The following is a 5,628-nucleotide window of genomic DNA, read 5'->3' as shown; positions in this document are numbered from 1 at the left end:
GCTCCAAAAATTTTGAATTCTGATACACTTTTGTAAATTTAATTTTTTTTGTATTATTAGCGTAAATTTTTGATTTTTGTCAGGTGAATTATGTTTCCAAGAGTGTTTTTAAATCCTTCCGAAGAGATTGAAGTTGCCCAGGGATTTCCGTGGGTTTTTGATAATGAAATCAGCCATGTAAAATTTGAAGAGAAAAGCGGTGTTAAGCAGGCTTTGCTTGGCGATTGTTCTGTAAAAGACGGCGAAGTTGTTGAAGTTTTTGCAAATGCGGGCGGTTTTTTGGGAACTGGTGTTATAAACCGCACTTCAAAAATTTCTGTCCGCATAATCGGAAGAGAACATGCCGACCAGATTATGAAAGACAGCCGCGCTTATTATGCAAAAAAAATTCAGGACGCTTACGATCTTAGAAAGCTTTATTACGACAGAAAAGACAGCTATCGTCTTGTCTATGCAGAAGCAGACTTGATTCCTGGCCTGATTGTTGAGCGCTACTGCGATGTAAAGAAAAATATTTATCTTGTTGTTCAGTTTTTGTCTTTGAGCGCAGAAGTTTTTAGAAAAGAAATTCTCGAAGCATTGAAGTCAATTATACGGCCTTATGGAATTTTTGAGAGGGATGACGCTGCTGTCCGCGAAAAAGAAGGTCTTGAAGAAAAATCCTGCTGGATTGGCGAAGCCCGCGACGAAAAGATTATGATTCGCGAAAACGATGTGCTTTTGGAAGTCGATATTGCGCATGGCCAGAAAACCGGATATTTTCTTGACCAGAAATTTAACCGCAAACAGGTTGCAAAACTTGCTTCTGGAAAAAAAGTTCTCGATGCTTGCAGCCACACAGGCGCTTTTGGTCTGAACTGTTTTAAGGGAGATGCAAAAGATGTTACCTGCGTTGATTTGAGCCCGGAAGCCGTTGCAATGATTGAAAAAAATATTGAGCTCAACGGCGCCGGAAAAAAAGTAAAGGCAGTTTGCGCGGATATTTTTGACAAATTAAAAGAATACGAATCAAAAGGCGAAAAATTTGATTTGATTATCCTCGATCCTCCTGCGTTTACAAAAAGTGCGAAAAATATTCAAAAAGCGTACGGCGGATACAAAGAAATAAATCTTCGGGCAATGCGCCTTTTGACAGAAAACGGAATCCTCGTAACCTGTTCATGCTCTTACTTTTTTGATTCGGAGCATTTTTACGGAATGATTATGAAGGCGGCCGAAGATTCAAAAAAACGCGTTCAAATTTTGGCAAAGTACGGGGCTGGACCTGATCATCCAGTCCTTGCAGGTTATCCTAAGTCTGAATATTTAAAATGCGCTGTTTGCCGCGTGCTTTAGTTTTTCAGGAAACAAAAAATGAACTATAACTGTATTTTTGTAATCGGACCTACAGCTGTCGGAAAAACTGAAATTGGTGTCCGTCTTGCGGCAAGTCTTGGCGGCGAAGTTTTAAGCGCGGACAGCCGACAAGTTTACCGCGGACTCGACATTGGAAGTGGAAAGGATTTGCGCGATTTTAAGATGAATAAAAATCTCGCGCTTTCCCTCAATCCTGCGTTAAAGGACAAAATTACTGACGGTTTTTACAATGTTCCGTATCATATAATCGATGTTACGGATTTAAGTCACGAATACAGCCTGTTTGATTTTACGGCAGATTTTTACAATTCGTTTGCAGACTGCCAGAAACGCGGAGTTTTGCCGGTTGTTGTCGGCGGAACCGGAATGTATCTTGATTCAATACTCAGAAATTACGATATGATTCCGTTTGAAGAAGATAAGGCTGAAAGACGGAACCTTGAATCTCTTTCTTATGAAGAATTAAAGTCGATTTTAATATCAGAAAAAGAAAAGCTTCATAATACGAGTGAATTCGGCGACAGTGGGCGCATAATAAATGCAATTCTCTTAAACCGTTTTACAAAATCTGAAGAATATAAAACTCTGCGAAAAAAGGTTCTTTCGGCTCGTCCAAAGGTTAATCCTCTTGTGCTTGGCACAACCTTGCCGCGTCCTTTAGTCCGTGAGAGAATTGCAAAACGCCTGCACGACCGTCTTGAAGAGGGGTTAGTCGAAGAAGTTCAAAATCTGCACGAAAATGGAGCGTCCTGGCAGAGGCTTGAAAGTCTTGGTCTTGAATATCGTTTTGTGAGTGAATATCTTCAGCAGAAAATCGAAAGCAAAGAAAAACTTTTTGAGCTTTTAAACCTTGCAATCGGACAGTTTGCAAAAAGACAGGAAACCTGGTTTAAGGGAATGGAAAAGAAAGGCGTAAAAATAAACTGGCTGCCTCAAGAAATGCCTATTGATGTTCGTTTCGAGGCAGCTTTGGAGCTAGTTAGGCAACGGCTTCAGCAGGAGACTTGATTTTAGTAAGATAGCCGGTGCGGATACAAGAGTCGAACAAAGCCTTGCTAATAAAATCTGTTGTAACGTCATCATATCCGTCTTCATCGCGAACAATGCGAACAATGTAGCCGTCGTCCATTTCGCGCACAACAGTCATGTAGTCAGTTTTTTTACCAATGCTTTTAAGAGTGTATGTTCCCATTTTGAATTCCTCCCGCGTTTTTAACGCAAAAAAATGTTACGTACATAATTATTTTCGGTATAATAAAAAAAACATTAACAAAAAGTTTAAATATTCTGGCGCTTTCGTTTGCAGCCAGAAGTTTGCATGAGCTCTGCCGAGAAAATGAGGTTTTTAGTTGGTTTTTGACGCGCACTTGCATTTAGTTCATTCTTCTCTTCCTGATTTTTCTAAAACTGGAAAATCTGTCGATTTTTATGCCGGCGTTGCCTGCGCTCTTTCTGAGGATGAATTTATAAAACAGGAAAAAATCATTGATTCAATTCCTCAGAACTCCGGAATCAAGTTTTTTAAGTCGTTCGGAATTCACCCTCAAAACCCGGATTTTTCGTATTCAGAATACTTGATTCAGCTTCTCGAAAATAAAAAAATTGATGCGGTCGGGGAGTGCGGCTTTGATTTTTTTACGCAGGAATTTCGCACTATGTCTCGAAAACAGGAAAAAGTCTGGAATTTTCAGCTCGAGGCCGCAATAAAATACGGAAAGTCTCTTGTAATTCACGGAAGAAAGTGCACAGATCGTTTTTTTAAGGACATAAAACTTTTAAAAAAGGTCAAAGGCGTGATCTTTCATTCGTGGGCAGGAACTTTGACAGAAGCAAATTCGCTTTTAAAGAAGGGCGTAAATGCTTATTTTTCGTTTGGGAAGCCTATTTTAAATGGCAAGAAAAGTGCGATTGAATGCGTAAAATTTCTGGAAGAAAGCAGGATTGTCTTTGAAACCGATGCTCCGTATCAGACTTTAAAGGGCGAAGAAAAAACACTTCCCGAAGATATTTTAAAGGTTTATGAGCAGGCAGAAAAACTCCGTGGAAAAAAAATACAGCCTGATATAATGTCACTTTTCAAAAATTAGACTAATCTTTATAATTTTAGAGCGAATGTCGTGTTTTTTGCAGTTTAAAAAATGGACTTCGTTTTTATTAAAAATATAGAAATAAATAAAACTTTGAGGAAGAAATAAAATGAAAATTGCGATTGTCGGATATGGAAAAATGGGGCACATGATTGAAAAATGTGCAAAAGATGCAGGCCACGATGTTGTTGCAACGATCGACGTAATGGCAAAAGACGCTGCAAATATAGTGCCGCAAGGAGACGGAAAAGCCGTTGCCGATGCTGTAAAAAATAGCGGAGCTGAAGGTGTAATCGAATTTTCTCATCCGACTGCCGTTCTCGGAAACCTGAATGCTTTGATTCCTCTTGGACTTCCAGTAGTTGTTGGTACGACCGGCTGGGCAAAAAGCGAAGGCGAAATTGCAGAGCTCTGTAAAAAAACTTGTGGAACAGCAATGCGTTCTTCAAATTTTTCAATCGGCGTAAATATGTTTTATAAAATTGTAGAAGAAGCGGCAAAAATTATGGCAGAATACTCTGATTATGACGTTGCCGTTTGGGAAGCCCACCACAATCAGAAAGCCGACAGTCCTTCAGGGACCGCGCTCGAAGTTGCCCGCCGTATAATGCTCGGAAATAAATCGAAAACTCAGATGGTTTTTGATGCTTTCCACGAAAAGCCAAAGGCGAATGAGCTTCACGTAAGTTCAACCCGCGTTGGTTTTGTTCCTGGAACTCATACAGTTTTTTTTGATTCTCCAGCGGACGAAATCGAACTTACACACAGGGCTAGAAGCCGCGAAGGTTTTGCAAAAGGAGCGGTTGTTGCCCTTGAAAAACTTGCCGCAAAACTTGCATCCGGCGAGCTTGAAAAAGGCAGGCTTTACGGAATGAGTGATTTGTTCTAGTTTATTGGAAGAAAAAGAGATTGAAAGAGGAAAAGAAAACTTTTTAAGGTGTCTTTTCCTCTTTTTTTATTCATTTTGCAGTGTAAAAAAATCGTTAAACAAGTCTGGAATCATTGAATAAAGATTTTCAATAATTTATACTTTTACTAATATTCAATCATTTTAAATAAAAATATTTCATTTATGGAGGAAATATGACAATCCAAGAAATGCTGGGACAGAGCGCAATTCTTACTGTCCTGGGTATGTGTGTCGTTTTTGCCTTCCTCATCATCTTGATTGGCTTTATGAACTTGCTTAGAGTAGTTATTCATGCGGCCAAACTTGACAAAGAGGCGCCAAAAGCCGAAAGTGCAGCTCCTGCGGCCGCACAGGTTGACCAGAAAGCAGTTGTTGCGGCTATTGCAACAGCACTGCGCAATAAAAACTAATTTTAGAGGTATTTGACAAAATGGCAAAGAAAATTGGAATTTCTGAACTTGTTTTGCGTGATGCTACACAGTCTCTTCACGCGACACGTATGACGACAGCTGATATGCTGCCAATCGCTCCAAAAATCGACAAAATCGGATATTGGGCTGCTGAGGCTTGGGGCGGAGCTACTTACGATTCTTGTATCCGCTTCTTGAATGAAGATCCGTGGGAGCGCCTTAGAAAGCTTCACGCTGCAATGCCAAACACAAAAATCATGATGCTCTTGCGCGGACAGAACCTTCTTGGCTACCGCCACTACGCTGATGATGTTGTTGACAAATTCGTTGAGACAGCAGCAAACAACGGAGTTGATGTTTTCCGTATTTTTGATGCCTGCAACGACCCTCGCAACCTTGAGCGCGCTACAAAAGCCGCAAAAAAGACTGGAAAGCACGTTCAGATGGCGATTTCTTACGCTACAACTCCATATCACACAAAAGAAATCTACGCTGACCTTGCAAAGACATACGCTGACTTCGGCGCGGATTCTATCTGTATCAAAGATATGTCTGGTCTCTTGAAGCCATATGAGGCTTATGACCTTGTAAAAGCAATCAAGTCAAAGGTTGACCTTCCAGTTGAGATTCACTCTCATGCCACAACTGGTCTTTCAGTTGCTACTCTCTTGAAGGCTGCTGAGGCTGGAGCTGACGTTCTTGACACTGCGATTTCTTCAATGGCAATGGGAACTTCTCATTCTCCGACAGAAACTGTTGTTGAAATGCTCAAAGGAACTGAGTACGACACAGGCCTTGATATTTCTGCTTTGCTTGAAATTGCTGCTTACTTCCGCGAAATCCGCAAGCACTATGCTTCTCTTGA

Annotated in this window: 7 protein-coding genes; 6 read left to right on the top strand and 1 reads right to left on the bottom strand. The window is 40.6% G+C overall.

Features of this window, described 5'->3' with window-relative positions:
* The first annotated feature begins 90 nt into the window (after nucleotides 1–90).
* Together B2X33_RS04120 and B2X33_RS04115 are read left to right on the top strand one after the other, a co-directional pair.
* Nucleotides 91–1,335, top strand: coding sequence for a class I SAM-dependent rRNA methyltransferase (locus tag B2X33_RS04120; RefSeq protein WP_296667855.1), 1,245 nt, complete (start codon nucleotides 91–93; stop codon nucleotides 1,333–1,335).
* Nucleotides 1,336–1,353: 18 nt separating this feature from the next.
* On the top strand, nucleotides 1,354–2,364 hold the full coding sequence (locus tag B2X33_RS04115) for a tRNA (adenosine(37)-N6)-dimethylallyltransferase (RefSeq protein ID WP_296667854.1): 1,011 nt from the start codon (nucleotides 1,354–1,356) through the stop codon (nucleotides 2,362–2,364).
* Here B2X33_RS04115 and B2X33_RS04110 read toward each other — a convergent pair.
* Entirely contained in the window at nucleotides 2,336–2,548 is a 213-nt protein-coding gene (locus B2X33_RS04110; RefSeq protein WP_078929703.1) for a hypothetical protein, read from the bottom strand. The genes B2X33_RS04115 and B2X33_RS04110 overlap by 29 nt on opposite strands.
* A 157-nt stretch (nucleotides 2,549–2,705) precedes the next feature.
* Between B2X33_RS04110 and B2X33_RS04105 the strand changes: the two genes are divergently transcribed.
* The 4 genes from B2X33_RS04105 to B2X33_RS04090 form a co-directional block, all read left to right on the top strand.
* The gene (locus B2X33_RS04105) at nucleotides 2,706–3,443 is read left to right on the top strand and encodes a TatD family hydrolase (RefSeq protein ID WP_296667852.1); all 738 of its coding nucleotides are present in this window, start codon (nucleotides 2,706–2,708) and stop codon (nucleotides 3,441–3,443) included.
* A gap of 109 nt (nucleotides 3,444–3,552) precedes the next feature.
* A complete protein-coding gene (dapB, locus tag B2X33_RS04100; protein ID WP_296667850.1) occupies nucleotides 3,553–4,332 on the top strand; it encodes a 4-hydroxy-tetrahydrodipicolinate reductase in 780 nt (259 codons plus the stop codon).
* A gap of 194 nt (nucleotides 4,333–4,526) precedes the next feature.
* On the top strand, nucleotides 4,527–4,763 hold the full coding sequence (locus B2X33_RS04095; RefSeq protein ID WP_296667848.1) for an OadG family protein: 237 nt from the start codon (nucleotides 4,527–4,529) through the stop codon (nucleotides 4,761–4,763).
* Nucleotides 4,764–4,783: 20 nt separating this feature from the next.
* Nucleotides 4,784–5,628, top strand: an 845-nt coding sequence (locus B2X33_RS04090) for a pyruvate carboxylase subunit B (RefSeq protein ID WP_296667846.1), incomplete at its 3' end; no start/stop codon positions are given.

The sequence above is a fragment of the Treponema sp. UBA785 genome, from assembly GCF_002297065.1.
GTDB lineage: Bacteria > Spirochaetota > Spirochaetia > Treponematales > Treponemataceae > Treponema_D.
This window is presented reverse-complemented; position numbering and strand designations above follow the sequence as displayed.